The 23,777-nt window shown below is 38.3% G+C and carries 30 protein-coding genes; 25 read left to right on the plus strand and 5 right to left on the minus strand.

The annotated features are described in order from the left end of the window. Positions 1 to 184: 184 nt before the first annotated feature. The 8 genes from SCI76_RS18980 (at position 185) to SCI76_RS19015 (ending at position 4,731) form a co-directional block, all read left to right on the plus strand. Positions 185 to 685, plus strand: a complete 501-nt coding sequence (locus SCI76_RS18980) for a ubiquinol-cytochrome c reductase iron-sulfur subunit (RefSeq protein WP_013058993.1) — start codon at positions 185 to 187, stop codon at positions 683 to 685. A gap of 3 nt (positions 686 to 688) precedes the next feature. Further along, the gene (gene qcrB, locus SCI76_RS18985) at positions 689 to 1,363 is read left to right on the plus strand and encodes a menaquinol-cytochrome c reductase cytochrome b subunit (RefSeq protein WP_013058992.1); all 675 of its coding nucleotides are present in this window, start codon (positions 689 to 691) and stop codon (positions 1,361 to 1,363) included. A 110-nt stretch (positions 1,364 to 1,473) separates the two neighbouring features. Beyond that, complete coding sequence (locus tag SCI76_RS18990) at positions 1,474 to 2,241, plus strand: menaquinol-cytochrome c reductase cytochrome b/c subunit (RefSeq protein WP_221832049.1); 768 nt, start codon at positions 1,474 to 1,476, stop codon at positions 2,239 to 2,241. Between the two features lie 134 nt (positions 2,242 to 2,375). Continuing rightward, positions 2,376 to 2,963, plus strand: a complete 588-nt coding sequence (locus SCI76_RS18995; protein ID WP_028411492.1) for a DUF1405 domain-containing protein — start codon at positions 2,376 to 2,378, stop codon at positions 2,961 to 2,963. Positions 2,964 to 3,045: 82 nt separating this feature from the next. Further along, entirely contained in the window at positions 3,046 to 3,456 is a 411-nt protein-coding gene (locus tag SCI76_RS19000) for a YlbD family protein (protein WP_033579755.1), read from the plus strand. Positions 3,457 to 3,461: 5 nt separating this feature from the next. Further along, complete coding sequence (locus SCI76_RS19005) at positions 3,462 to 3,698, plus strand: YlbE-like family protein (RefSeq protein ID WP_013058988.1); 237 nt, start codon at positions 3,462 to 3,464, stop codon at positions 3,696 to 3,698. Between the two features lie 99 nt (positions 3,699 to 3,797). Further along, positions 3,798 to 4,184: a hypothetical protein gene (locus tag SCI76_RS19010; protein ID WP_221832051.1), complete on the plus strand. Its 387-nt coding sequence runs from the start codon at positions 3,798 to 3,800 to the stop codon at positions 4,182 to 4,184. Between the two features lie 100 nt (positions 4,185 to 4,284). Continuing rightward, positions 4,285 to 4,731: a YlbF family regulator gene (locus tag SCI76_RS19015; RefSeq protein WP_028411490.1), complete on the plus strand. Its 447-nt coding sequence runs from the start codon at positions 4,285 to 4,287 to the stop codon at positions 4,729 to 4,731. 5 nt (positions 4,732 to 4,736) lie between these two features. Here the strand turns inward: SCI76_RS19015 and SCI76_RS19020 are convergent, their stop codons facing one another. Further along, on the minus strand, positions 4,737 to 5,051 hold the full coding sequence (locus tag SCI76_RS19020; RefSeq protein ID WP_221832053.1) for a hypothetical protein: 315 nt from the start codon (positions 5,049 to 5,051) through the stop codon (positions 4,737 to 4,739). A 77-nt stretch (positions 5,052 to 5,128) separates the two neighbouring features. Between SCI76_RS19020 and SCI76_RS19025 the strand changes: the two genes are divergently transcribed. Further along, the gene (locus tag SCI76_RS19025; RefSeq protein WP_013058985.1) at positions 5,129 to 5,404 is read left to right on the plus strand and encodes a YlbG family protein; all 276 of its coding nucleotides are present in this window, start codon (positions 5,129 to 5,131) and stop codon (positions 5,402 to 5,404) included. 74 nt (positions 5,405 to 5,478) lie between these two features. Here SCI76_RS19025 and SCI76_RS19030 read toward each other — a convergent pair whose 3' ends face one another. Further along, positions 5,479 to 5,865 carry a hypothetical protein gene (locus SCI76_RS19030; protein ID WP_013084871.1) on the minus strand — a complete coding sequence of 129 codons (387 nt, stop codon included), beginning with the start codon at positions 5,863 to 5,865 and terminating at the stop codon, positions 5,479 to 5,481. Positions 5,866 to 6,454: 589 nt separating this feature from the next. On the opposite strand from SCI76_RS19030, the gene rsmD reads away from it, so the two are divergent. Together rsmD and coaD are read left to right on the plus strand one after the other, a co-directional pair. Further along, positions 6,455 to 7,024, plus strand: coding sequence for a 16S rRNA (guanine(966)-N(2))-methyltransferase RsmD (gene rsmD, locus SCI76_RS19035; RefSeq protein ID WP_013084870.1), 570 nt, complete (start codon positions 6,455 to 6,457; stop codon positions 7,022 to 7,024). Between the two features lie 35 nt (positions 7,025 to 7,059). Next, positions 7,060 to 7,554 (plus strand): pantetheine-phosphate adenylyltransferase, encoded by a 495-nt coding sequence (gene coaD / locus SCI76_RS19040; RefSeq protein ID WP_013058982.1) that lies wholly within the window; start codon positions 7,060 to 7,062, stop codon positions 7,552 to 7,554. Positions 7,555 to 7,612: 58 nt separating this feature from the next. Here coaD and ylbJ read toward each other — a convergent pair whose 3' ends face one another. Then, positions 7,613 to 8,821, minus strand: a complete 1,209-nt coding sequence (gene ylbJ / locus SCI76_RS19045; RefSeq protein ID WP_033579758.1) for a sporulation integral membrane protein YlbJ — start codon at positions 8,819 to 8,821, stop codon at positions 7,613 to 7,615. Between the two features lie 474 nt (positions 8,822 to 9,295). On the opposite strand from ylbJ, the gene SCI76_RS19050 reads away from it, so the two are divergent. Together SCI76_RS19050 and SCI76_RS19055 are read left to right on the plus strand one after the other, a co-directional pair. Continuing rightward, complete coding sequence (locus SCI76_RS19050; protein WP_028411486.1) at positions 9,296 to 10,093, plus strand: patatin-like phospholipase family protein; 798 nt, start codon at positions 9,296 to 9,298, stop codon at positions 10,091 to 10,093. Then, a complete protein-coding gene (locus SCI76_RS19055) occupies positions 10,083 to 11,099 on the plus strand; it encodes a SepM family pheromone-processing serine protease (protein WP_279401088.1) in 1,017 nt (338 codons plus the stop codon). Before SCI76_RS19050 ends, SCI76_RS19055 begins: the two co-directional genes overlap by 11 nt. Before the next feature lie 27 nt (positions 11,100 to 11,126). Here SCI76_RS19055 and SCI76_RS19060 read toward each other — a convergent pair whose 3' ends face one another. Beyond that, positions 11,127 to 12,326 carry a nucleotidyltransferase gene (locus SCI76_RS19060; protein WP_407544115.1) on the minus strand — a complete coding sequence of 400 codons (1,200 nt, stop codon included), beginning with the start codon at positions 12,324 to 12,326 and terminating at the stop codon, positions 11,127 to 11,129. A gap of 179 nt (positions 12,327 to 12,505) precedes the next feature. Between SCI76_RS19060 and SCI76_RS19065 the strand changes: the two genes are divergently transcribed. From SCI76_RS19065 to SCI76_RS19080, 4 genes are all read left to right on the plus strand, one after another. Beyond that, on the plus strand, positions 12,506 to 13,024 hold the full coding sequence (locus SCI76_RS19065; RefSeq protein ID WP_014458367.1) for a DUF177 domain-containing protein: 519 nt from the start codon (positions 12,506 to 12,508) through the stop codon (positions 13,022 to 13,024). 65 nt (positions 13,025 to 13,089) lie between these two features. Continuing rightward, a complete protein-coding gene (rpmF, locus tag SCI76_RS19070) occupies positions 13,090 to 13,263 on the plus strand; it encodes a 50S ribosomal protein L32 (RefSeq protein WP_013058976.1) in 174 nt (57 codons plus the stop codon). A 169-nt stretch (positions 13,264 to 13,432) separates the two neighbouring features. Further along, on the plus strand, positions 13,433 to 14,200 hold the full coding sequence (locus tag SCI76_RS19075; protein WP_275210757.1) for an enoyl-CoA hydratase/isomerase family protein: 768 nt from the start codon (positions 13,433 to 13,435) through the stop codon (positions 14,198 to 14,200). A 178-nt stretch (positions 14,201 to 14,378) separates the two neighbouring features. After that, positions 14,379 to 14,981, plus strand: coding sequence for an RsfA family transcriptional regulator (locus SCI76_RS19080; RefSeq protein WP_028411482.1), 603 nt, complete (start codon positions 14,379 to 14,381; stop codon positions 14,979 to 14,981). Positions 14,982 to 15,062: 81 nt separating this feature from the next. Here the strand turns inward: SCI76_RS19080 and SCI76_RS19085 are convergent, their stop codons facing one another. Continuing rightward, positions 15,063 to 15,533: an N-acetyltransferase gene (locus tag SCI76_RS19085; protein WP_013058973.1), complete on the minus strand. Its 471-nt coding sequence runs from the start codon at positions 15,531 to 15,533 to the stop codon at positions 15,063 to 15,065. A gap of 313 nt (positions 15,534 to 15,846) precedes the next feature. On the opposite strand from SCI76_RS19085, the gene SCI76_RS19090 reads away from it, so the two are divergent. The 8 genes from SCI76_RS19090 to ftsL all read left to right on the plus strand — a co-directional run bounded on the left by SCI76_RS19090 (position 15,847) and on the right by ftsL (position 23,773). Beyond that, positions 15,847 to 17,199, plus strand: coding sequence for an acetyl/propionyl/methylcrotonyl-CoA carboxylase subunit alpha (locus tag SCI76_RS19090; protein WP_028411481.1), 1,353 nt, complete (start codon positions 15,847 to 15,849; stop codon positions 17,197 to 17,199). After that, positions 17,196 to 17,408 (plus strand): biotin/lipoyl-containing protein, encoded by a 213-nt coding sequence (locus tag SCI76_RS19095; protein ID WP_033579761.1) that lies wholly within the window; start codon positions 17,196 to 17,198, stop codon positions 17,406 to 17,408. Before SCI76_RS19090 ends, SCI76_RS19095 begins: the two co-directional genes overlap by 4 nt. A gap of 19 nt (positions 17,409 to 17,427) precedes the next feature. Beyond that, entirely contained in the window at positions 17,428 to 18,969 is a 1,542-nt protein-coding gene (locus tag SCI76_RS19100; RefSeq protein ID WP_048019821.1) for an acyl-CoA carboxylase subunit beta, read from the plus strand. A gap of 158 nt (positions 18,970 to 19,127) precedes the next feature. Beyond that, the gene (locus tag SCI76_RS19105; protein ID WP_407544120.1) at positions 19,128 to 20,009 is read left to right on the plus strand and encodes a 2-dehydropantoate 2-reductase; all 882 of its coding nucleotides are present in this window, start codon (positions 19,128 to 19,130) and stop codon (positions 20,007 to 20,009) included. Position 20,010: 1 nt separating this feature from the next. Further along, the gene (locus SCI76_RS19110; protein ID WP_013058968.1) at positions 20,011 to 20,394 is read left to right on the plus strand and encodes a DUF3397 domain-containing protein; all 384 of its coding nucleotides are present in this window, start codon (positions 20,011 to 20,013) and stop codon (positions 20,392 to 20,394) included. Between the two features lie 90 nt (positions 20,395 to 20,484). Then, complete coding sequence (gene bshC, locus SCI76_RS19115) at positions 20,485 to 22,110, plus strand: bacillithiol biosynthesis cysteine-adding enzyme BshC (RefSeq protein WP_407544122.1); 1,626 nt, start codon at positions 20,485 to 20,487, stop codon at positions 22,108 to 22,110. A 334-nt stretch (positions 22,111 to 22,444) separates the two neighbouring features. Next, complete coding sequence (gene rsmH, locus SCI76_RS19120) at positions 22,445 to 23,380, plus strand: 16S rRNA (cytosine(1402)-N(4))-methyltransferase RsmH (RefSeq protein WP_028411477.1); 936 nt, start codon at positions 22,445 to 22,447, stop codon at positions 23,378 to 23,380. 33 nt (positions 23,381 to 23,413) lie between these two features. Further along, positions 23,414 to 23,773 (plus strand): cell division protein FtsL, encoded by a 360-nt coding sequence (gene ftsL / locus SCI76_RS19125; protein ID WP_028410764.1) that lies wholly within the window; start codon positions 23,414 to 23,416, stop codon positions 23,771 to 23,773. Positions 23,774 to 23,777 lie beyond the last annotated feature (4 nt).

The raw sequence follows: 23,777 nt of genomic DNA on the forward strand, positions 1-23,777 counted from the left end.
TGGAAGCGCAAACAAAATAATGACGAAAAATTTAGAAAAATAAAGATTATTTCCATGTTTTAGGTTTTTATTGTATTGACCTTCCAGAAATATTAATATATCATGATTATGTCCTAGTTTAATAGAATGGTCCATCATGTGTCCAAAATTCTCTGGACTGAACTTTTTTAAAGGGGGGAAAAGCATGGGTGATCGGGTATCAAGACGACAGTTTTTAAACTATACGCTCACTGGTGTAGGGGGATTTATGGCTGCTGGAATGTTAATGCCAATGGTGCGCTTTGCAGTAGATCCAATTTTGGAAAAAGAAGCGGGTCAGGATTTAGTAGCTGTAGCGCAGGTTAAAGACATTACAAAAGAGCCGAAACGTGTCGATTTTAAAATCAAGCAAGTGGATGCGTGGCATAAATCAGAAGAACCAAGATCGGCTTGGGTGTACAAAACTGATAAAGGTGAAATCGTCGCGCTGTCACCAATTTGTAAGCATTTAGGCTGTACGGTTAACTGGGCTGGTGACAAAAACTATCCACATCGTTTCTACTGCCCTTGTCATGGGGGAATGTATGAAAAAAGCGGTAAAAATGTACCGGGGACACCACCGATGGGACCGTTAGATGTATACGTTCAAAAGGTAAAAGGCGGTACGTTATATCTAGGAAAAGCCAAACCACAAGGAGGGGCATAGAAAATGTTGAATAAAATCTATGACTGGGTGGATGAACGGCTAGATATTACTCCTTTATGGCGAGATGTGGCCGATCATGAAGTGCCAGAACACGTAAATCCTGCACATCACTTTTCAGCATTTGTGTATTGTTTTGGTGGATTGACGTTTTTTGTTACCGTTATTCAAATTTTATCAGGCATGTTTTTGACCATGTATTATGTACCAGATATAAAAAATGCATGGGAATCCGTTTATTATCTGCAAAATGAAGTCGCTTTCGGACAAATTGTTCGAGGTATGCATCACTGGGGAGCAAGTTTGGTTATCGTCATGATGTTTTTACATACACTTCGTGTTTTCTTCCAAGGAGCATACAAAAAACCCCGCGAGTTAAACTGGATTGTGGGTGTGTTAATTTTCTTTGTTATGTTAGGTTTAGGTTTTACAGGTTATTTGTTGCCGTGGGATATGAAAGCGCTATTTGCAACGAAAGTAGGTTTGCAAATTGCTGAATCCACACCAATTATAGGCCAGCAAGTGAAGACATTACTCTCAGGACATCCAGACATCGTTGGTGCTCAAACGCTAACTCGCTTTTTCGCCATTCACGTATTCTTTTTACCCGGAGCCCTGCTTGGCTTAATGGGTGCCCACTTCTTAATGATTCGTAAACAAGGAATTTCAGGACCACTATAAAAGTTTATACACTTTATTCAATTAGTCAATCACACTAGTCATCATATGCATCAAGCACATACTCCGTTGTTAGTACTTTCACTAGAACAGTGAGAAAAAGGAGGGAGAACATGCATCGTGGTAAAGGGATGAAGTTTGTTGGAGATTCACGTGTTCCTGCAGAACGAAAACCCAATATTCCAAAAGATTACTCTGAATTTCCAGGGAAAACAGAAGCATTCTGGCCAAACTTTTTACTAAAAGAATGGATGGTAGGAGCAGTTTTTTTAATTGGTTATTTATGTTTAACCATCGCTCATCCATCTCCGCTTGAACGTATTGCCGATCCGACTGATACGGGGTACTTGCCTCTTCCCGACTGGTATTTTTTGTTCCTATATCAATTGCTTAAATATTCATTTGCTTCTGGTCCATATAATATTATAGGTGCATTTATTATTCCTGGGATTGCATTTGGCGCATTAATGCTTGCTCCTTTCATTGATCGCGGACCGGAAAGAAGACCGGCTAAGAGGCCGTTTGCGACAGGATTCATGCTTCTGGCTATAGCAGCAGTCTTTTTCCTAACGTGGCAGTCAGCGACACAGGTAGATTGGAAAGCACGTGAAGAGCAAGGGAAAATTAGAGAAGAAGTAGCGATTGACAAAAATTCAGAAGGCTACAAAATTATGCAAAAGCAAACGTGCTTGACCTGTCATGGTGATAATTTACAGGGAGGCCCTGCGGCTCCGGCTTTAGCAGGAATTGATTTATCTCCTGAAGAAATCGCCAATATCGCAAAAAATGGTAAAGGCAATATGCCAAAAGGTGTTTTCAAAGGTTCAGATAAAGAATTGAAAACGCTCTCGGAATTTGTCGGAAACTTAGGAAAAGAATAATGAAAACCAGCCAAAAGGCTGGTTTTTTTTGAATTTATTTAATGTTGTGGTTTATATCAATGAGATAGGTGCTTGCTATTGTCCAAAAACTGTACATAATAAAGAAGAGATTAAATGTAAAGGAGACTTTCTGAATGGCTTGGTTATGGTATACCTTAAAAGATAAGCGTTTTTTAACGCTTTTGCTGATTGTAAATATACTAGGAACAATCTACGGATATATTTGGTATGGGAGTCAATTAGCGGAAACACCTAAGAAGTTTTTATTATTTGTACCTGATAGTCCAACGGCAAGCTTGTTTTTTGTTATCGTACTTATCGGTCTTTTACTTGGAAAACATTTTTCACTATTTGAAGCTTTAGCCATGGTCACGCTGTTTAAATACGGGATTTGGGCCGTTATAATGAATGTATTGGTCTATGTGTTAACAGGATACATTGATTGGATGATGCTTATGTTAATGGCTTCTCATGCAGCAATGGCTTTTCAAGGGCTTTTATACGTACCGTTTTACCGGATTAAGTTATGGCATGTAGCGGTTGCCGCTGTATGGGCCGTACATAATGATATCATTGATTACGTTTTTTCTATGATGCCAAGATACAGCATGCTCAATGCGTATATGTCTGAAATTGGTTATTTTACATTCTGGCTAAGCATTTTATCTATTTTCATTACATACTGGTTCACAGTTCGTGCTTCTTCAAAAAAACAGCTATAAAAAATTTTTGAAATAGGCGCACGAAACGAGCTCTCTTTTTCTAAGATATAGTAGGCTATATTTAAGTATGAGGTGAGTGACTGTGAAGGAAACCAAACGAGAGCTTCATCCGTCCGTTGTGGAATTTAAACAATTTGTAAAATCACATCCCAAATTAGTAGAACAGGTTCGAAAGCAGCAAAAAACGTGGAAAGAGCTTTATGAAGATTGGTATTTATTCGGTGCAGAAGACCCAATGTGGGAGGCATATCGTTCAGAAGAAAGTGAAAAGGCTGAACCAGCTGCTGCCACAGAGGAGAAAAAAGATATTATGGGTACAATCGTATCCTCGCTGAAAAACATGGACTTGAATCAAATGCAAAATCATATCACAAATGTAAATTCCGCTATTTCGAATATTCAACAAGTACTGCAGCAATTTCAGCCATCTAAGCCATCCGGTGGAGGAGCAGCTTCCGGGCCAGGGAATCCATTTGGCTTTAGGAAAGATTAAACGCAATGAGAAAAGATATATACGAGTATATGCAGTCTCGTCCTAAACTCAACGACTTCGTTCGTGAACAGCCAATGTGGTACCGGCGTTTATCTAGGAATCCTGAAGAACTGGAGAAATTTGAATTAGAATCCAAACACTACTACAAACAAACCATTCCTCATAAAGTTGAAAAGTTTTCGAATTCGATTCAAATGGCAAACATGATGTTTCATATGTTTCAATCCATGAAAAATCAATGATCTCTGCATACATAGCGATGCAGAGATTTTTGCACGTCATGAGTAAAAATAAAGAGTTTGTAAACACTATGGAGAAACGAATGATAAAGGAATGGTATTATGCGCTTACTATTAACGACGGCCTTATGTGTAGTTTCTCTGCTAGGATGCAACCATGATAAACCAAAACCTGAGACTAAAACTTCCTCTCAACCGTGGGCAGCTGAAACGTTTGGTGCAATGAATACAAAACCTTCACTGATGGTACACCAGCATGTGAAAGGACAGAACGTATACGTCGAATGTATTCTAAGCGGGTTTTCATTTTCAACAGAGAGTGGATTCCTTCAAATCACAGTAGATGGAAAACCATTTAAAGAAATGAAGCAAGCAGCCTTTGTTTTAAGTGATCTTCCAAAAGGATCTCATACTGTTACGATTGAACTGATGAAATCTAAAGAAGAAAGTTATCAAGTGAGGAATACCTTTACGGTTGAAATTATATAGTTAAAAAGTAGAACTTGTAGTAAATCAGTGTAAGCTGTTTTAGCAAGTTCTTTTTCTTTAGATCCAAAACGTGATAAGATAAAAACGGAGGTGCACAGCCATGCTGACAACAATGAGAACTGTTGAATTACTCGACGAGTCTGATCACGTAGCGAACATGGTGTTACAATCAGACGTAGCCGAGAACTATCGTCAATGTTTATATAGATTAAATAAAGATTCACATGCACAGGCATTAATTGCTCAATTTGTGAAAATAAAGGAACAGTATGAGGATGTTCAGCGATTTGGAAAATATCATCCTGACTATAAAACCATTACGAGACAAGTACGTGATGTAAAGCGTCAAGTTGATTTACATGCGACAATCGCTGCGTTCAAAAAAGCAGAAAATGAATTGCAAAAACTGCTTGATGAAATTAGCGTTATCCTTGGTCAAGCTGTTTCAGAGCATGTTAAAGTACCGACGGGAAATCCGTTTTTTGATACGGGAAGCAGCTGCGGCGGTGGCTGCGGATCTGGTGGAAGCTGCGGGTGCAGCGCATAAGCCGTTCACTGTATAAATCGAACGCAATCAGCACAGGAATTTCCGCAGCAGGCCATTTTACGCTGTGGAACGTAAAACCTGTGCTGATAGACATAAGTAAGATGCTGACTTCTGACAAAACTTGAGCGCCACATAGCATTTGTATTGGATGTAGCAAAAATAGATGAAGCTTCTAGAAGCTCATCTATTTTTCTACGCTCAATTGATGTGTTTATATACAAAAAGGGTATATTTGTGATTTTTTTGAAAATGACTTGTTCAATAGCTCTGTGCTCGTTAAAATGAGTAAGAAAGAGCATCCAGATATCATCTAAATTCATACATAAAGCACCTACTTCATATAAAAGAATTTATGATAAAGAAAACCAATATAACGTATGCAAAAGGGGAACTAAATATGTTTGTTGAACGTCAAGGAATTGTGGCGTATGTGCATTCTGTTAAGCAAGCAAAAGCATTGCGAAAGTACGGAAATGTACATTACGTATCTAAAGAATTAAAGTATGTTGTCTTATATTGCAACCAAGATGGCATTGAAAAAACAATCCATAAACTTCAGTCTCTACCTTTTGTGAAGAAAGTAGATCCTTCTTATCGGCCGTTTTTAAAAACAGAATTCGAAAATTCAAAGCCGGATAAAGCGAAGGAATATGACTATAAGATAGGAATTTAAACAAAAAAGGAATGTAATGTACATTCCTTTTTTTATTTTACTTGGCCTTAGCAAACGAATAGGCAGGGATGAGGTTATTGCATTGGCGGAATAAAGCGGTTCATTCGCAAAATGCCAATAAGGTGCTGATAGTATAGTGCTGTTTCTGGAAAGGTAGTAGACGGTTTGACATCGAGTACCACAATTTCTTTTCCCGCTTCCTCAGCTGCTCGTTTAAATAACTCAACGCGCTTGCTGTCGTTTTGTTTTAAAACAATTCCTTCTCGGCAAACGTAAAGCGGTTGGAAATTCCCTTCAGCTGTTGGATGCAAGACAGCGACAAAAGAAGCTACTTGTCGATCTTCTTTTACTGTTCGCAGCATAATAAGATGGGCAAGACGATGTTTGTTGCTTTTGACAATCTCTAACAGCTCATAAATATCTGAATACCCTTCTCCGAGCTCAATAAAACGCTGAATCATATGTATTTCCCCCTCTATGTATTAAAAAAGCAAACTCACGTAGTTTAATGTATCACTGAATATTTTAGGAGTAAATAAAAAAATCCCTACAACTACTCATTGTAGGGCCCTTCAATAAAGGGGTGTAATCACCTCTGCGATTACAAGCACCTTGATGAAGGCAAAGGGAGAGGAGAAACCGGAGGAAGAACTTATGGGGAAACGTAAGTCTTCTCCGCGGTTGGCAACAACATCGGTTAGATGATGTTGTTACTAGTCAGTATGTCCGTTTTAAACGTTCATATACCTGTCTCGTGAAATTCACTTTTTAAAACATAAAAGACTGATAACATGACAGAGAAAAAGGGTGAATTTACGTTTATGATGACATATTAAAGTAAAGGAAATCTTTTACGAACGAAATGCCGAATGATCTGCATAGGTGTATGTAAGGAGACGGTTGTAAAAGTCCAGCATAAAAGCAAGCTGCTGGGTTATTGCACAGAATGCATACAGCATTGAATAAATTGAGGATTTTTGCTAGTCTTTGTAATTCAAAATATGTTAGGATAATGAAGAATAAGGAAGTAAAAGTAAGGTAGTGATAAGGATGAGAGTAGTAGCAGGTTTATATAAAGGCCATGCGTTAAAGGCGGTTCCAGGATACTCAACCCGCCCTACAACAGATAAGGTGAAAGAAGCTATTTTTAATATGATTGGACCGTTTTTTGAAGGTGGAACAGCTCTTGATTTGTTCGGTGGAAGCGGTGGCTTGGGAATTGAAGCTCTAAGTCGAGGAATAGATAAAGTCATTTTTGTGGATCGGGATGGCAAAGCGATTCAGACGATTAAAGCAAACTTAGCATCCTGTCGGTTAGAAGACCGCGCTGAAGTGTATCGAAATGATGCAGAGCGTGCACTGAAAGCGATAAAGAAAAGGGAGCTGACTGTCGATTTACTTTTGCTTGACCCACCGTATAAAGCACAAAAGTTGAAAGCGCTTATCGAAACGGTAAGTGAAGAAAACCTTCTGGCAAAAACAGGAATTATTGTAGCGGAGCATTCTCATGATGTACATTTAGATAATGAGATTGGTTTATTTGAAAAAATAAAAAGCGAAACGTACGGTATCATTGGTGTTTCTATTTATACATACAAGAAAGAAGAATCAGTTGAATAAATCAATGAGCTGTTAGATGTAGAAAGGGGATACGTATGGGCAGTATAGCTGTTTGTCCAGGAAGCTTTGATCCAGTTACGAATGGACATTTTGATATTATTAAACGAGGCGCAAATGTATTTGATACGATTTATGTGGTTGTTTTAAATAACTCCTCAAAAAGTCCTCTATTTACAGGGGAAGAGCGAGTAGCTTTGCTGAAAGAAGTAACAAAATCACTTCCTAATGTGGTAGTAGAGTCGTACAGCGGATTATTAATGGAGTATGCAAAAGAAAAGCAGGCAAAGACCATTTTAAGAGGTTTGCGTGCAGTATCAGATTTTGAGTACGAAATGCAAATCACATCTGTAAATCGCGTATTAGATAAAGAAATCGAAACGTTATTTATGATGACAAATAATCAATACTCGTTTTTAAGTTCTAGTATTGTAAAAGAGGTAGCTAAATATGGCGGGAATATTTCTGAATTAGTTCCTCCCCCTGTTAGAGAAGCGCTTGCAGAAAAATTTGAACAGCTGTCTCAAAAATAAGATAAAAAAGAACGTGACGTTTTCTTTGCCGATAAGAAAACGTCACGTTCTTTTTTTACTAGGAACGATGAAGAAACGCTCGTTTTGAATATAGATAAATATAGCAGCACAGCGTAAAAATCGTTAGGAGCGGGCCGTACACGTTTAGCCACTGCGATAGAATCGTAACGGACTCCAAGTGAGAAAAAACCGGCAGTGCTCCTTCAGATGCTTGAAAAGTAGTAATGGATTCCCGAAGAGGACCCCATAGAAAGATAGTGAATACTACCGCAAAACAGCCGTGAAAAATTCGGGCAATAAAAAACGGGAAAAATCGAATATCTGTTTCGGCGAGTATGCTAGCTACTTGTGCTTGAACAGAGAAACCGCTAAAGCCTAATACAAAGCTAACGATGATAATTTGATGAAACAGCAGCGTGTCCGGTGCTTCGCTTGCTAGGCGGCTTCCTAACGTAATTTCAAAAAGCCCCGAAATAAAGGGAAGGCTCAGCTCAGTCCCTATATGACAAAGGGAAAATAAATAAGCTAGACCGCTGCTTAAAACGGCCGTGATATGAGTCACATATAAAAGTTTGTTTAATACAGAAAATAAAATGATAAAACCGCCAATCATTAAGAGAGACTGAACTGCAGAAGTAACCGCATCTCCTAAAAGCTTCCCGATAGGACGCTTATCTTTTAATCGCGTTTTATGCATTTCGTGAAAAGCTAACGATAAAGAAGGTTTTTGAATTACTTGTCCTTTAGGTTTTGCTGATCCATAAAACCGCATCACCAGTCCTACACAAATATTCCCTATGTAATGAGAGAGAGCTAATATGATACCGACAGCTGGATTGTGAAAAAAGCCAACTGCCACAGCTCCAAAAATAAAAATAGGGTTAGATGAGTTAGTAAATGATACGAGTCTTTCAGCTTCAATAGCTGTTAGCTGTTTTTCTTGGCGCAGCCGGGAAGTGATTTTTGCACCTGAAGGAAATCCAGAAGCCATGCCCATTGCTAAAGCAAAACCCCCTACTCCAGGTACTCGGAATAAAGGCCTCATAAACGGCTCTAATAAGATCCCAATGAACTTCACTACGCCAAACCCAATAAGCATTTCTGAAACAATAAAAAAGGGCAGCAGAGAAGGAAAGACGACCTTCCACCATGTGTTGAGACCTCTTACTGAACCTTCTAGCGCTTCTTTTGGATATACAATAAGCGCAATAGCGAGAAGTGTTACGCTCGTCCCGAGCAGAAGTGTTTTCACCATCGATTTATTCAACGAACGATTCATCTCCTTTTCTAAGCTCACGTCATTTTGATAGGAATGAAATGAGGAGTTTTAGGCAAATGTACAAGTTCTTCTATATATCAATATACGAAGCTATGCATCGACTTTATGCCTATGTGTAAGGAGAAAATAAATTCATACTGAATAAAAAGGCGTCTTGTCACATTTGGAAATACAATTCATATACATAAATCAATGCACTTCTAGAATAGTCAAGGAGTAAAAAAACGTATACGCAGCAAGAGAAGAGTAAGAATTTCTTAAAACAACCTTCAGTATAGTATAATGCTTAATAACCACCGTTAATTGAGCAAAACATATCTTTAGCTTCATACAAAATGAACAAATAGAAAATGAAGAATAGTCCTATTGAAGACAGGGCAACAATGATAGAGAAGCTCATCAAAAGTTTTTACATTTTTACATTTTTAGAAGTCTATAAGGTAAAACGAGGGGGCAGGTAAAGTGGAAAGCCCAAAAATAGGAGTTGCGTTAGGCTCAGGTGGAGCTAGAGGTTTTGCACATTTAGGAGTAATCAAAGCGCTAACAGAAAATAACATTCCTATTGATTTTCTAGCTGGCAGCAGCATGGGAGCTTTAGTTGGTGCACTATATGCGTCAGGTATTGAACTGGCAACTCTTTATAAAATGGCGCTAACGTTCAAACGAAAGTATTATTTGGATTTTACCGTGCCAAAAATGGGATTTATTACGGGCAACAGAGTAAAGTCGTTGGTTCGCACTTTTACGCAAAATAGAAACATTGAACAGTTATCTATACCGTTTGCCATTGTAGCGACAGATTTGAAAACAGGAGAGAAAGTGGTGTTTAAAAAAGGACCTATCGCTGAAGCGGTGAGAGCAAGTATTTCAATTCCAGGAATCTTTGCTCCCGAAGTAATTGATGGGCGATTGCTTGTAGACGGCGGGGTAGTGGACCGTATTCCTGTATCGGTTGTAAAAGAGATGGGATCTGATATTGTCATTGGAGTCGATGTATCAAAAGCGAAAGTGAATGCAGAAATCAGCTCCATTTTTGATGTCATTATGCAAAGTTTAGATATTTTGCAAGATGAGCTAGTAGCTCACCGAACTATTGCTTCAGACGTTATGATTCGTCCTAATCTCGATACTTTTAGTTCCAGAGCATTTACAAACATTCAAGAAATGATGTCAATTGGTGAACAAGCAGCACATGAGCAGTTGCCTTCTATTCTACAAGCAATTGATCATTGGAAGGAGAACAAAAAAAGTGAAATCTAGAATTAGAATTTTGGTATATTTGGCTGTTATTGCAGTGGTGGCAATGCTTTGTTTTTATCCATTACCGTACTACATTACAAAGCCTGGAATGGCAGAAGAACTTGCGCCTATTATTAAGGTAGAAGATGGATACCATGAAAAAGGGACGTTTATGCTTACAACTGTAAGAATGGGCAGAGCAACTCCTCTTTCATATGGTCTTGCGAAAATACAGGACTTTCATGAAATTTTCCCTACAAAGCAAATTTTGCAGCAGGGTGAAAGCGATGAAGATTACTCGACAAGGCAATTACATATGATGGATACGTCAAAAAATGCCGCTATTTCAGTAGCATATGAAGCAGCTGGAAAGAGCGTTTCCTACCACAATAAAGGCGTATATGTTACATATGTTGTAGAAAATATGCCTGCACATGGAAAACTTCATGTTGGAGATGTCGTGACAAAAGTAGATGAGAAAAAAATTCAAACTGCTGAGGACTTAATCAACTACGTATCGACTAAAAAAGCAGGAGATTCAGTATTAATTTATGTAAAAAGAGATGGCAAAGAAAGCAAACATACTCTAAAAGTTAAAGCATTTCCTGACGAGCCGAAACGAGTAGGCCTAGGAATTGCCTTAGAAACGAACCAAGAATTAAAAGTCAAGCCCGATATACATATTGATACTGAAAAAATAGGAGGGCCTTCAGCGGGACTGATGTTCTCACTTGAAATCTATAATCAGCTTGTTAAAGAGGACATGACAAAAGGCCACCGCGTTGCAGGTACAGGGACTATCAATGATAAAGGAGAGGTAGGACCAATCGGAGGTATTTCACAAAAGATTGTAGCCGCAGATAAAGAAGGAGCAGAGATTTTCTTTGCACCAAATGAAAAAGGGGCTGCTGGCTCTAACTACCGAGAAGCAGTGAAGACAGCCAAAAAAATAAACAGTGATATGAAAATTGTACCCGTAGATTCATTTTCGGATGCCGTAACCTATTTAGAAAAGCTGAAACCATAAAAAAATCGTCTCTTGCAGACGATTTTTTTATGGCCAAATGATAGGAGGCTGCGTATATTCTTGTTTCATAAACTGAGAGCGCAGAGGCTCCTGAAACGGCGTACTATAAACATGTGTCGCTTTAATATCGGTATCAATTTCTTTTAGTTTACATTGCGATACAGTGGATACAATAGGAAGGGACAGCTTTTTCTTAATTGTTTTTAAATAGGCTTGTCCGGTCTTTGACATTCCCAATAAGCGAATATAAGGATCAGCTTGTTGCATCTCACTTTTTGTTGTATTGGTTAAAAGGTGAACGCACATGCGCTGTAAACGGGTTCTCGTATATCGCTTCGTTTTAACATTTGTTAAAAAATCTTCAAATGAAGTAGATGAAGAAATATAAGATAGCAGTCGATGTTCAATACCTTCTTCTATTTCATAAATACGCTGTAAGTCATAAAGTGGAGTAGTTAATAATTTGTATTTCAAAAATGGGAAATAGTGCTCCCAATGATGAAACTGTCCGTGTGCTTGTTTGTAAGCTGCTAATTCGTTTGCTGTACTAACTGGCATATGCTTGCCCAGGTCCCCATGGCTGCTGCTGTCAAAAATAGCTTTACGTATGCTTGTAGCGCTTGAAATAAAAGAGGAAGACAGGGAATCATCGTGATAATGTGATTGAATTCGAGTGATTGTATATGGTTTAATAGATGCATGCTGTTTTTTTATGGCAGCTACATAGCTCATTCCAAGCACATTATTTGGCTGAGATAGATCAATAGGAGCCTCCGTGAAAAGCTGTAAGAAAGCATTGGAAGCTGATTTTGGATAACTGTTTCCTTTTTTCATCTCTTGTTGAATTAAGGCAGATAGTTCTGATTCATGAGCTTCGAGCAAATCAGCGGTGCGGGTAAATGAGTCAATATTGCCATCTTCGCTGCCAAAGCATACAAAGTCAGCGTGAAGGGATTCCAAAATAGAAATAGCGCCGCTTGCGAATGTTTCAGCTTTTTGAGTAGAAAAAGCATAGGGTAATTCAACGACTAAGTCTGCACCAGCGGCTAAAGCCATTCTTGTGCGGGACCATTTCGATACAAGAGCAGGCTCTCCGCGCTGCAAAAAGTGCCCGCTCATCACAGCAATCACACAATCTGCTCCGGTTTGTTGTTTGGCTTGTTGCAAATGATAAGCGTGTCCGTTATGAAAAGGATTATATTCGACAATTATTCCAACTGCTTGCATAATGTCTCCTTTTAATTTATTATTTTTAGTCTAGCTCTTTGTTTTAAAAACGTTTTTTTATGAAAGTAAGAAATTTTTACAAAAAAGCATATTTAAGTACATTATAGTGTAAAGAAAAAATATTGACAAATAATCTTGTGAAAGCTATAATAACCTTTGTTGCCTTGAGGTGATTAACAATGAAATGGACAATACATCAATTGTATCAGTTGCAAAATAAAGGTCTAACATTTGACGAAGTGATTGACGGCAAAGAGTTTATGAATGCTGATCCTCAAATTCGTAGAATGTCAGATGTAAACGTGAAAGGAAGAGCCGACATTAGCTCTTCGAAAGTAACGTTTCACCTTAAAATTTCAGGAGAAATGACGTTGCCTTGTGCTCGTACATTAGTTGACGTTCCGTATCCGTTTGAAATTAACGCAACTGAAACGTTTTTATTGAATGTGAATGCTGATTATGAAGAAGATGCTGAAGTACGCATTGTAGAGGGAGAAACGGTTGATTTACAACCTTTGATTCAAGAGTTAATTATTGTTGAAATTCCTCTGCAGGTATTTAGTGAAAATCAGCAAGCGGCAGGAGCAGCTCCACAGTCAGGAAAAGACTGGGAAGTTGTTACCGAAGAAGAACAGCAGGAAAAAGTAGATCCCCGCTTAGCCGTACTCGAAAATTTCTTTAAAGACAAAAAGAAATAAAAATGCGAAGATCCGGCTTTCGGGCCTTCATATGATTTTAAAATTCTTTTAAGGAGGTGGGAATAATGGCTGTACCTTTTAGAAGAACATCTAAAATGAAGAAAAGAACGCGTCGTACGCACTTTAAATTACAAGTTCCTGGTATGGTAGAGTGCCCAAATTGTGGTGAAATGAAACTATCACACCGCGTATGTAAAGCTTGTGGTACTTACAAAGGAAATGACGTAGTAAGCAAATAATTGCTTATTTAAATAAAAGACCCTCTTAAAGGGTCTTTTATTTTTTTTGCCTTTTTTCCTTCTCTGCCCTTTGGAAGAGAAGGATTTTTCTTATAGAACAAGAACTCTTTTTAAATAAACAATTACTGTTGTAAAAGGATTCATACCTTGTCCATAAGGAGGAAAAAGCATGAAAAAAAGCGAGCTGTTTACTACAAGCCAAGGCATTGCTACATTTGTGATTAATCGCCCTGAAAAGCGTAATGCCATTGATTATGATGTGATGAATGAACTGCAGCAAGCTGTAGATTATGTGAAACATAATCAGTTAGTAAAAGCTTTTGTAATTACAGGTGCTGGTTCAGACGCATTTTGCAGTGGAGGAGATTTAAGCGTATTTCATGAGCTAAAGACTTCGAAAGAGGCGTCTCAAATGTTAACGAAAATGGGGAGAATTCTTTATGAAATTTTAACGCTCCCAAAACCAACAGTTGCCCTTTTGAATGGAACATCGGTTGGGGGGGGATGTGAGCTTGCGATTGCATGTGACTTCCGTATAAGTGCAACACATAGCGAAATGGGCTTTATTCAAGGGAATTTAGGAATTACAACAGGCTGGGGAGGAGGAACCATTCTTCTTGAAAAGCTGCGGTATCAAGAAGCGATGGAAATGATCTACAGTGCTCAGCTGTATGGAGTAGAACGAGCAAAGCAAATTGGATTTCTTTCCTATGTTACGTCGTTTAAAGAGCTAACTATGAGGTGTGAGGAGTGGTTAGCTCCTATTACTCATAAATCGACCCAAGTATTGCAAGCTTACAAAGAAATCGCTATTGAGAAATGGGAGCAAAGCCGGGTTTGGAATCGAATGGAACAAGAAATTCATCGCTGTTCGATATTGTGGGAATCGCCTGAGCATGAAGAAGCGGTTCAAAAGGTCATCATTAAAAAAACATAGTTATGAACTGCATTTCCATAGCAATATAGTTAATAAGCAAAAGATGAAAGAATCACGGATTTCCCATTTTGCTTCAAAGTATATGAAAGATTTTCTTGATTGAGAAGAGGAACAATAGTCTATCTTATCTAGTAGGTGCATATTCATTTAATAAGTACGGATAAGGAGGGATAGAAAAATGACTTCTTCTCGTCAAGATGCATGGACTCATGATGAAGATTTATTACTCGCAGAAATTGTACTGCGTCATATACGTGAAGGTGGCACTCAGCTAGCTGCATTTGAAGAAGTGGGGAAGAAACTTACACGAACATCAGCAGCTTGTGGCTTCCGCTGGAATTCTTTTGTGCGCAAACAATACAAGACTGGTATTGACCTTGCGAAAAAACAGAGAAAAGAATTAAAAGCAAGAACTGTTTCAAAAGACGACGAGCAGCCTGCACGCTTATCATATATGGAAGCAGAGAAACATATTTCGCTTAATGAGGTAATTAAGTATTTAGAAAATGTAGATCAAGGGCAAAAACACTCGTCGGAGCTTCTCGAAGCTAATGAAGAACTGCAGCAAAAGATTGAACGTTTACAAGAGAAAGTAACGATTTTGGAAAAAGAAAAAAAAGCTTTGCAAAACAATTTGTTAATTGTGGAAGATGACTATAAAGCTCTTATTGAAATTATGGAGAGGGCTCGTAAAATGGTTGTATTAAAAGAGGATGAAAAAAGTAGAAAAGTGAAATTTCAAGTGGATAAAAATTTAAATTTAGAAAAAGTTCAAAAGTAAAGCGAAAGCTTGAATGCTCTTTACCTCATGTTAATCATATATACCACATAGATATAAAATAAACAGCTGGAAATCAGCTGTTTATTTTTGTTCGCTTACACCGTTTGGTAGCCAAATAAGAGGGTTTTCTCCCAAATCACGATCGATATCATACGTTACAGGTACGAACCCCATTTTTGACCAAAAATCACTCGATTTTACTCGCGGGCTTGTTTTGATAGGTAATTGAAAGGATTTGGCATATTCAACGAGCGTTTGACCTAATCCTTTGCGCTGAAAATCGCTGAGCACTTCAAGTTTCCACACTTCAATATACGTTTGAGGCGGCTCGAAATATTGATCGTACTGTTTGTTTCGTTTATAGAGACTCATGCGAGCCACTAAGCTATTTCCAAAATAAATGCCGTAAAACGGAGAATTTATTTCATTATCGGAAATCTTGGCATGTAATTCTTCTAGCATTGAAAGTTCTTGAATGCCATATTCTTTGAATTTCTTGAACTCTTCTAGCGTTTTAAAATTAATTTTTAAATGCTTCACTTCGTAATTCATCCCATATCCCCCTTGTTATGTCTCCTTGCTAGATGAACGAACTGGATTGGTTCGTTCATCTAATATTATATAACAAAAATACAAAATATTCTGTTTTCGTGATTGGTGAACGAATATTCAATGCGCACAAAGAAAAATGAATTCTTTCGGTTAAATACGAAGAATACATTACTATAAACATCACTTTTTAGAAAGGAGGCAAAAGGGAAACAGAATTCAAATAGAAAGCGTTTTCAAAAATTGTAGAGGAGTTTTAAAATTATTGTAGAATTATATGGGGGAAAGTAGAAATTTGAGGAAAGGGGAGAGAAAGGTGAAAAAAATACTGATTGCAAATCGAGGAGAAATTGCTCTTCGTATTATTCATACATGCAAACAAATGGGTATTGAAACGGTGGCTGTCTATTCCGATGCAGATGCAGAACTTCCTTATGTTCAAGCGGCTACAAAAGCACGTCGAATTGGAGAGCCTCCTGTGCAAAAGTCATATTTGAATGTGGAAGAGCTGCTTAGAATTAGTCATGAAGAAAAAGTAGACGCCATTCATCCTGGATATGGATTTTTATCGGAAAATAGTGCATTTGCTAAAAGAGCGATTGATGAAGGTTTTTGTTTTATCGGTCCTTCTCCCGAAATCATTTCGATGATGGGCGACAAAATCGCTGCCCGCGCTGCGATGAAAGAAGCGGGTGTACCCGTTGTCCCCGGCAGCGAGGGCGATGTGACGTCAGTTGAAGAGGCTTGTAAAGTAGCGGGGGTAATTGGATATCCCGTTATGTTAAAAGCAAGCGGAGGCGGCGGAGGAATTGGGATGGTGCGCTGCGATAACGAAGAAGCAGTAAAACAAGTATATGCCTCAACAAAAGCAAGAGCAAAAGCATATTTTGGTCATGAAGGAATGTTTATTGAAAAGCTTATCACAAACGCAAAACATATCGAGGTACAGGTGTTTGGAGATCAGCATGGTAATGTCGTTCATCTTTTTGAACGCGATTGTTCCGTACAAAGAAGAAATCAAAAAGTGATTGAAGAAGCCCCTGCGCTTGCTTTAAAAGAAAGTACGCGACAAGCCATGCAAAACCAAGCCGTTCAAGCGGCTAAAGCAATCGGCTATTATAATGCGGGTACGGTGGAGTTTATCGTGGATGAAGACGAAAATTTTTATTTTCTTGAAATGAACACGCGGCTGCAAGTTGAGCATCCGATCACCGAGCAAATTGCAGGGGTCGATTTAGTTAAGTGGCAGATTTTAGCTGCGCGCGGTGAAAAGCTTCCTCGTATGCAAGAGGAAATAGCAGCAAATAACTACGCCATTGAATTTCGAATTTATGCAGAAGATCCGTTTACTTTTTTACCGGCTCCGGGGAAAATTACGGGTTATCACTTGCCGGAGCGAACCTACGCGCGCGTGGATAGCGGCTACAGTGATATGAATGCGGTTACACCTTTTTATGATCCAATGATTGCAAAGGTTATCATTACTGGTCGTACGCGTTCAAATGCAATTGAACTAGCTAAATCATATTTTACAGAAGCTGTTGTAGAGGGAATCAAAACAAATATTCCTCTATTTAAGCAGTTGTTAAATGAAGAGTTATATGAAAAAGGCGCCTACAACACATCGTTATTATCAACAGTATTAAATAAAGGAGGAGCACCACAATGAGTGAAATCAAAGCGACAATGGCAGGCATGGTATTTAATGTGTTTGTTCAGCAAGGAGCAAGTGTAACTAAAGGAGAAGTTGTTGTTGTATTAGAATCTATGAAAATGGAAATTCCTATTGAAAGCGATCAAGCCGGTATTGCAGAGACGGTCCATATAGCGGTGGGGGATTTTGTTAACGAAGGCGACGTTTTGGTGACTATTTCATAACTCATAAAGGGGAGATATCATGATACATACAGGTGAATCTCAGAAAAAATATGATGAAAACCGTCAAAAAGTAGAGCGGGGCAACGCTGAAAAGTACAAAGAGAAACTTGCAAAACAACAGAAGCTTTTTGTAAGAGATCGTTTAGCCCTTTTATTCGATGACGGGAAATATGAAGAAGACGGTATGTTTGCAAATAATAAAGCCCAAGGGTTGCCGGCAGACGGTGTTGTAACCGCAATTGGAAAAGTAAACGGTGAAACGGTTTGTGTAATGGCTAATGACTCTACTGTAAAAGCAGGGTCTTGGGGGGCCAGAACAGTAGAGAAAATTATTCGGATTCAAGAAGTAGCGGAAAAACTGCATGTGCCTTTGCTGTACCTAGTGGATTCTGCTGGAGCGCGTATTACGGATCAATTAGATATGTTTCCAAACCGCAGAGGAGCTGGACGGATCTTTCACAATCAAGTAAAACTTTCCGGCGTCATTCCTCAAATTTGTTTGCTTTTCGGTCCGTCAGCAGCTGGAGGGGCTTATATCCCTGCATTTTGTGATATTGTTGTGATGGTAGATGGAAACGCTTCTATGTACTTAGGTTCGCCGCGTATGGCCGAAGCCGTTATTGGAGAAAAGGTTACGCTAGAGGAAATGGGAGGAGCACATATGCACTGCAGCGTTAGCGGATGTGGAGATGTACTGGCTTATTCTGAAGAAGAAGCTATTTCGTATGCCAAATCTTATTTAACCTATTTTCCACAAAACTATCAAGAAAAGCCTAAAGTACAAAAAGCTAAAGAGCCTAAGCAGACAAAGGATTTAGTAGAACTAATTCCGGAGAATCAAAATGTTCCATTTGATATCTATGAAGCAATTGATACCCTTATTGACGAGGGGAGCTTTTTTGAAATAAAAAAACTGTTTGCCGCCGAATTGGTAACAGGGCTTGCACGAATAGATGGAAAAGTAGTGGGGATTGTTGCTAATCAGCCAAAAGTTAAAGGGGGAGTGCTGTTTGTAGATTCAGCAGATAAAGGCGCAAAATTTATTCAACTGTGCGATGCATTCCATATTCCTTTGCTGTTTTTAGCTGACGTGCCTGGATTTATGATTGGAACCAAAGTAGAAAGAGCTGGCATCATTAGACATGGAGCCAAATTAATTGCAGCGATGAGTTCAGCTACAGTTCCTAAAATTTCCGTAGTCATGCGTAAAGCTTATGGCGCAGGGCTTTACGCTATGGCTGGTCCGGCTTTTGAACCAGATTGCTGCATTGCATTGCCTACTGCTCAAATTGCCGTAATGGGTCCTGAAGCTGCAGTAAATGCCGTCTATTCTAATAAAATTAATGAAATTGAAGATCCGAAAGAGCGGTTCATGTTTGTTAAACAGAAACAGCAAGAGTATAAAGAACACATCGATATCTATACGCTGGCATCTGAACTTATTATTGACGATATCGTTCCTGCTAACGAACTGCGTCGAACGTTAATTGACCGCTTTCGCTTATATGAAACAAAGAATGTGACCTTTAGCCGTCGTAAACATCCGGTGTATCCCGTATAATAGAAAAAAACGGGATCACTCTAAATAATTTACAATAAGCCCGGTGATTTTTAATCACACGGGCTATATGAATAGGTAAAATTTAAAGAATGCATTTAATTCAAAGCATTTTTTTGCTAAAATGAAACTCAATAATAGAAAGAGGAACAAAAAATACGATGAAAACTATAGGTATTATTGGAGGCGGATCATTAGGTCTGTTGTTTAGCGCGTATTTATCAGATTGTTATGATGTAACCTTGTACACGAAAACACCAACTCAAGCAAAGTGTATTAACGAAAATGGAATTACCTTACATAGACAAGGGGAACATCACACGAAAAAAGTCAGTGCTATCCCTCTGGAAAAAAACATAAAAGAAGCAGATTTAATCATTATTACTGTAAAACAGTATCATTTAAAAGAGATTATTCCTTTTATTAAAACCCTTACTATACATACTCCCCTTTTGTTTATCCAAAACGGTATGAGCCATATTGAAATTCTCAAAAACCTCCCGCAGCGCACTCTCTATTTGGGTACAGTTGAACATGGGGCAATGCGTACAAATATGGATAGCGTCCATCATACAGGAATAGGAACAACCCGTATTGCTTTGTACAGAGGAGAAATGGAGTCTATCTTACCGATTGTGAATTTTCCTTGGGTAATTGAAAAAGATTGGTATGCGATGCTGGTGAAGAAATTAGTTGTAAATGCGCTCATTAATCCTCTTACGGCGCTGTATCGCGTGAAAAATGGGCAGCTGATTTACAACAGCTACTTTTATAAAACGATGCGTCTATTGTATGAAGAGATTGCAGATGTGTTAAAACTGGATTCAGCTTTTAATTATTGGGAAAATGCGATGGGGGTTTGTTCGCGCACGAGTACAAATCAATCTTCTATGCTAAAAGATATACAGGAGGGGCGGCAAACCGAGATTGATGCTATCTTAGGTTATATCCAAACACAAGCTGCTGAAAAAAGAACGTCGACGCCTATTGTTGACTTTTTATATAGGTCAATAAAAGGAATCGAAGAAGAAAAGGGTGAGTAACATGGGAAGTTTTATTGCTGGCGTTTTTGCGACGTTTGTCACTCTGCCGCTCGTCGGTTTTTTTATTCTATACATGCTTTTACGCAAACTGACGAAAAATAAAAGGAAATCTGTCCACATAGCAACGTACATTACTACGGTTTTTCTTATTTTGTCCGTGCATTATGCAGCTGTGGAAATTTTTGGGCACTCTTTTTTGTGGTTGATTGCGTTAGTCCTTTTAGTTGTGGCAATGATTATGATGTTTGTACATTGGAAAGTCAAACATGACTTAGAAATGAAGCTTATTGCGAAAGGGTTCTTTCGGATGAATTTCGTTTTGTTTCTTATTGCACATATTGTGTTAAATATAGGTGGAATCGCTTTTCGTATTTCCTCTCTGTAAAGCATGTTACTAGACGTGAGCAGTTACATTATGGATAATGAAGCTATATGTAGAGAATATAAGTATTAGGAAAAGAAAGGAAGTTCTTTCATGGAGATTACAGACGTCTCTTTAAAGGCGGGAAACAAACTAACGAACGATTACATAAAAGGTGAAAAGCAAGCACTTTCCTTTTTTCATTATAATATACACGAAAAAGACGTATATGAAAAACGTTTAGCGGACGTTCAAAAGCAGTCTTATCCAAGAGAACAGCTTGCTGAGTATCTGCTTGATTTTAATAAGCGCTACGGAGCATCTTCTAAGACGATTGAAAATATTGAAAAGCTAAAAGATCCTAACAGCGTAGTGGTCGTTGGAGGTCAGCAAGCGGGGCTGCTTACGGGTCCTTTGTACACCATTCATAAAGTGATTTCAATTGTGCTGCTAGCTAAACAACAAGAGGCAGCTCTAAACGTGCCCGTGCTTCCGGTATTTTGGATTGCTGGAGAAGATCATGATTTTGCTGAGATCAACCATGTATACACAGAGCATAAAAACCAGCTTTTAAAGAAAACGTTAAAGCATTCTTTAAAGAAAAAGCAAATGGTTTCTCAAATCGAATTAGATCATGAAGCCTGTAGAAGCTGGGTTCGTGATATTTTTCAAACGTTTAACGAAACGGCGCATACAAATCAGGTGTTACACTTTGTTTTAGAGGCGTTAGATAAATCACGTACCTATGTCGATTTCTTTGCTCATTTGGTTACCACATTGTTTGCAGAATCAGGTCTTATTTTAATGGATGCAGCTTCTAAAGAAGTGCGCAGCATTGAATCTTCTTTCTTTGTGACGTTAATTGAACAAAATGACAAATTATCGTCAGCCGTTATGGAACAGCAAACAGAGATTCAAAAACAATACGGACGAATGATTGAAGTGGGAGAAGAAACGGCCCATGTCTTTTATTCACACAACGAAAACAGAGTACTTTTAGAAAGAGACGCAGAGCAAGAGCAGTTTGTTGGAAAGCAAAATGAACTCGCGCTGTCTAAAGAAGAGCTGGTTCAAATTGCTAAACAAACGCCAGAGCTTCTTAGTAATAACGTTGTGACTAGACCCCTTATGCAGGAGTACTTACTTCCTACCCTTGCGTTTATTGCAGGTCCAGGGGAAGTAGCGTATTGGGCAGAGCTTGAAAAAGCATTTTCTTTATTTAGCTTTAAAATGCCTCCCGTGGTTCCGAGGTTATCCTATGCAATCGTAGAAAGACATATCGAGAAGTATATGGATGAACTTCAGTTAGACCTTTCGAATGTCATTAACAAAGGCGTAGATGCAGAGAGGGAGCACTGGCTTAAGACAGAAGTTCACAACCCGTACGAAATGTATTTTGAAAAAGCGAAAGAAGATTTTGAAAAAATTCATAAAACTCTTCGTGAAAATATTCAAAAAGAAGACAAAACATTTGATGAAGTCATGCTTAAAAATCGAGCGATTATTCAAAAGCAGTTTGAAACCATTCAAAAGATTGTCGAATCCAAACAGCTCATTAAGCACGATGTGAAGCATTCAAAATATGCTCAAATTGAACTTGCTCTTCGTCCCTACAATGCTCCACAAGAACGCATGTGGAATATTATGTATTATTTAAACGGCTATGGTATGCAATTTGTGTCAGATTTACTAAGTGCTGAAGTCGAATTAAATCACCAGTTAAAAGTCTGTTATGTCTAATAAAATCCTGCTGAAAAGCAGGATTTTTATTTTGAAAAAGAGAACAAGTTTACAAGGTGAATGTCAGCCAATTGAATCCTTATAAGGTATTTATTTCTAATTACACAAAAAAACCTTATATTCCTTACATTTTATTCTACGAATATGTCCTACTTTTAACAAAATGACACTATTTGTGACAAAAAGACAAAATTCTACTTAATTCTTATATAAATAGCTGAAATAATGTTGAACTTTGATATATAATATAAACGTGTATATATATCAAAGAAAAACACCGTTTTTTGCTTTTTGTATACATAACTAAGTAGTTTAGAAAGAAGTAGGTGTCATAATGTTTAATCACACAACTGTTTTGCTTAAAGAAGCAGCGGAAGGCTTAAATATTAAGCCGGATGGAGTATATGTCGACTGCACGCTTGGCGGAGCAGGTCATAGTGAATATATCGTAAAACAGCTATCAGAAAAAGGGAAATTAATTGCGTTTGATCAAGACGATGTTGCTCTTGAAAATGCAAAAGAAAAATTAGCCCCGTATCTAGACAGAGTTATTCTAATCAAAAGTAATTTTCGCTATTTAAAAGAGCAGCTAATGAAACATGGAATTGAAGAAGTAGATGGAGTATTGTTTGACCTAGGCGTCTCGTCTCCTCAGTTGGATACACCAGAGCGAGGGTTCAGCTTTCATCATGAGGCCCCGCTTGATATGCGCATGGATCAAAACTCAAAGTTTTCTGCGTACAACGTAGTAAATGAATGGCCTTATGAAAAACTTGTAAAAATCTTTTTCCAATATGGAGAAGAAAAGTTTTCGAAACAAATTGCCCGCAAAATTGAGGCATATCGAGAGTCTAAACCAATTGAAACAACGCTAGAGCTGGTTGATCTTATTAAAGATGGTATTCCAGCGCCAGCTAGACGAACGGGCGGACATCCGGCAAAACGGATTTTCCAGGCTATTCGAATTGCTGTAAATGATGAGCTTCAAGTATTTGAAGATGCAATTGAACAGGCCATGGATGTAATCAAAAAAGGTGGACGTGTAAGTGTTATTACCTTCCATTCACTTGAAGACCGAATTTGTAAAGTAGCGTTTAAAAATGCAAGCACGGTTCCGCAGCTTCCTCATGGACTGCCGGTTATTCCAGAAGAATTTAAACCTAAAATGAAAGTCATTACAAGAAAACCTATTTTACCTTCAGAAGAAGAGGTAGAAGAAAATAAGCGCGCGCGTTCGGCAAAGCTTCGAATTGTTGAGAAATTAGTCTAATAAAAGGGTTTAATCAAAGAGGAGGGGACCAGAATGAACAATGCAGCATACAAAGTAAGAGAGCAAGATCAGCAGCAGAAGCAGCAAAAGACGGTACGTCAAGTTGTTCGAAAGACAAAAAGAAAAATCACGGTTGGTGAAAAAATTGTGTATTCTGGGTTTGTCGCACTCATGCTGTTTGGGTCTGTGCAAATCATTTCAAATCAATCTTCGCTTTATAGCATCAGTGAAGAAGTGCAATCACTCGATGGAAAGATTGACAAGCAAGAAGCAAAAAACAATGAGTTAAAATTACAGGTAACAGAGTTAAGTGCATACGATCGTATTTGGACAAAAGCAAAAGAACTTGGACTAAAATTGAATGAAAATAACGTAAAAGTCGTTAACGATTAATTGC

The organism is Priestia sp. HNGD-A6 (genome assembly GCF_045784335.1).
Lineage (GTDB): Bacteria > Bacillota > Bacilli > Bacillales > Bacillaceae_H > Priestia > Priestia zanthoxyli.

Bases quoted from the DNA above. Each gene is read 5' to 3' on its own strand.
- SCI76_RS18980 (WP_013058993.1), top strand. From the start codon at position 185: ATGGGTGATCGGGTATCAAGACGACAGTTTTTAAACTATACGCTCACT.
- qcrB (WP_013058992.1), top strand. From the start codon at position 689: ATGTTGAATAAAATCTATGACTGGGTGGATGAACGGCTAGATATTACT.
- SCI76_RS18990 (WP_221832049.1), top strand. From the start codon at position 1,474: ATGCATCGTGGTAAAGGGATGAAGTTTGTTGGAGATTCACGTGTTCCT.
- SCI76_RS18995 (WP_028411492.1), top strand. From the start codon at position 2,376: ATGGCTTGGTTATGGTATACCTTAAAAGATAAGCGTTTTTTAACGCTT.
- SCI76_RS19005 (WP_013058988.1), top strand. From the start codon at position 3,462: ATGAGAAAAGATATATACGAGTATATGCAGTCTCGTCCTAAACTCAAC.
- SCI76_RS19010 (WP_221832051.1), top strand. From the start codon at position 3,798: ATGCGCTTACTATTAACGACGGCCTTATGTGTAGTTTCTCTGCTAGGA.
- SCI76_RS19015 (WP_028411490.1), top strand. From the start codon at position 4,285: ATGCTGACAACAATGAGAACTGTTGAATTACTCGACGAGTCTGATCAC.
- SCI76_RS19020 (WP_221832053.1), bottom strand. From the start codon at position 5,051: ATGAATTTAGATGATATCTGGATGCTCTTTCTTACTCATTTTAACGAG.
- SCI76_RS19025 (WP_013058985.1), top strand. From the start codon at position 5,129: ATGTTTGTTGAACGTCAAGGAATTGTGGCGTATGTGCATTCTGTTAAG.
- SCI76_RS19030 (WP_013084871.1), bottom strand. From the start codon at position 5,865: ATGATTCAGCGTTTTATTGAGCTCGGAGAAGGGTATTCAGATATTTAT.
- rsmD (WP_013084870.1), top strand. From the start codon at position 6,455: ATGAGAGTAGTAGCAGGTTTATATAAAGGCCATGCGTTAAAGGCGGTT.
- coaD (WP_013058982.1), top strand. From the start codon at position 7,060: ATGGGCAGTATAGCTGTTTGTCCAGGAAGCTTTGATCCAGTTACGAAT.
- SCI76_RS19060 (WP_407544115.1), bottom strand. From the start codon at position 12,326: ATGCAAGCAGTTGGAATAATTGTCGAATATAATCCTTTTCATAACGGA.
- SCI76_RS19065 (WP_014458367.1), top strand. From the start codon at position 12,506: ATGAAATGGACAATACATCAATTGTATCAGTTGCAAAATAAAGGTCTA.
- rpmF (WP_013058976.1), top strand. From the start codon at position 13,090: ATGGCTGTACCTTTTAGAAGAACATCTAAAATGAAGAAAAGAACGCGT.
- SCI76_RS19075 (WP_275210757.1), top strand. From the start codon at position 13,433: ATGAAAAAAAGCGAGCTGTTTACTACAAGCCAAGGCATTGCTACATTT.
- SCI76_RS19080 (WP_028411482.1), top strand. From the start codon at position 14,379: ATGACTTCTTCTCGTCAAGATGCATGGACTCATGATGAAGATTTATTA.
- SCI76_RS19085 (WP_013058973.1), bottom strand. From the start codon at position 15,533: ATGAATTACGAAGTGAAGCATTTAAAAATTAATTTTAAAACGCTAGAA.
- SCI76_RS19095 (WP_033579761.1), top strand. From the start codon at position 17,196: ATGAGTGAAATCAAAGCGACAATGGCAGGCATGGTATTTAATGTGTTT.
- SCI76_RS19100 (WP_048019821.1), top strand. From the start codon at position 17,428: ATGATACATACAGGTGAATCTCAGAAAAAATATGATGAAAACCGTCAA.
- SCI76_RS19105 (WP_407544120.1), top strand. From the start codon at position 19,128: ATGAAAACTATAGGTATTATTGGAGGCGGATCATTAGGTCTGTTGTTT.
- SCI76_RS19110 (WP_013058968.1), top strand. From the start codon at position 20,011: ATGGGAAGTTTTATTGCTGGCGTTTTTGCGACGTTTGTCACTCTGCCG.
- bshC (WP_407544122.1), top strand. From the start codon at position 20,485: ATGGAGATTACAGACGTCTCTTTAAAGGCGGGAAACAAACTAACGAAC.
- rsmH (WP_028411477.1), top strand. From the start codon at position 22,445: ATGTTTAATCACACAACTGTTTTGCTTAAAGAAGCAGCGGAAGGCTTA.
- ftsL (WP_028410764.1), top strand. From the start codon at position 23,414: ATGAACAATGCAGCATACAAAGTAAGAGAGCAAGATCAGCAGCAGAAG.